Genomic DNA, 1,118 nt, shown 5'->3' with positions numbered 1-1,118 from the left:
TGGAGTTTAGACTAAAAGCGATATGAGAGAACGCAAACCAAATGGAATTAGAGGTTAAAAATATTCTCAAGTCAGCCTCAAAGCATCCGCGGCCTTGAACAATTATTGTGTAGTATGCTTGTTGAGAAAAAATACAATAATGATAATCATGGAAATGGTGGGAGAGAAACGAGCGAAGCTCGTTTCTCTCCCACCACCCCTTATTCGATTATCATTATCAGATGGAGATTAGATAATGAGCAAGAAAAAAGGGGTGTCTGATTGAATACAGTCCCCCTTTTGGTAGAAGGTGAGAAAAGAACTACCATTACTCACCTACCAACATGAAAAGTGCCAGACTTGAAGAGTTTCGTCAAGTAGCCTACAAATATTTAGGTAGAGCCAAAGACGCGACCTTTGAATTAACAGATGCCATATTACTGACCCGCAATGTTTATTCCTTAGCAGACTTATCCTTATCACCAGTATTTAGACGCAAGTGGCCAAGCATCTATGAGGCGCTACAAGATAGCAGGCCACAGCGACAGAAATTGATGCGCCCTATGTCACTGATTAAAGTTGAACGTCTTGATGAACAAGGTAATCAACTAGTATCAAAACCTTTGTGGTTAGCTTGGGTAGGGGAAGAAATGCCTCCCTTAGAAGAGGTTTGGCGACTTTACTTGCGTCGCTTTACCGTTGACCATTGGTATCGTTTTTTAAAGCAACGTTTACATTGGACTGTACCAAACTTTGGCACTCCTGAGCAAAGTGAACGGTGGAGTGACCTCATGCCATTAATGACTTGGGAATTGTGGTTAGCCCGTGATATCGTCACTGACAATCCTCTCCCTTGGCAGAAGTCCCAGAGTAATTTGACCCCTGGAAGAGTTGCTCAAGCTATGGGTGGAGTTTTTGCGGTGATTGGTACTCCAACAAGAGCACCCAAACCTCGCGGAAAGTCTCCTGGTTGGCAACCAGGAAAAAAGCGTCTCCGTAAAAACCGATGCCCTATTGTTAAAAAAACCGTAACCCGACCACGGAAAAAACCATCGGTTGCTGTTTAATACCTAAGATTATTCATACTTTTGCTAAGTCTCTGATTAACTCAGCCCTGCTGGGTCTTTTTGCATGGCTTA

At 42.9% G+C, this 1,118-nt stretch carries 1 protein-coding gene; it reads left to right on the top strand.

Going from position 1 to position 1,118, the window contains the following annotated elements:
• The first annotated feature begins 323 nt into the window (after window positions 1-323).
• A complete protein-coding gene (locus tag UYI_RS0131330; RefSeq protein ID WP_016870637.1) occupies window positions 324-1,046 on the top strand; it encodes a hypothetical protein in 723 nt (240 codons plus the stop codon).
• Window positions 1,047-1,118 lie beyond the last annotated feature (72 nt).

The organism is Fischerella muscicola PCC 7414 (genome assembly GCF_000317205.1).
Taxonomy (GTDB): domain Bacteria; phylum Cyanobacteriota; class Cyanobacteriia; order Cyanobacteriales; family Nostocaceae; genus Fischerella; species Fischerella muscicola.
This window is presented reverse-complemented; position numbering and strand designations above follow the sequence as displayed.

Excerpts from the sequence above, each read along its gene's own strand:
- UYI_RS0131330 (WP_016870637.1), top strand. The coding sequence starts at position 324 with ATGAAAAGTGCCAGACTTGAAGAGTTTCGTCAAGTAGCCTACAAATAT.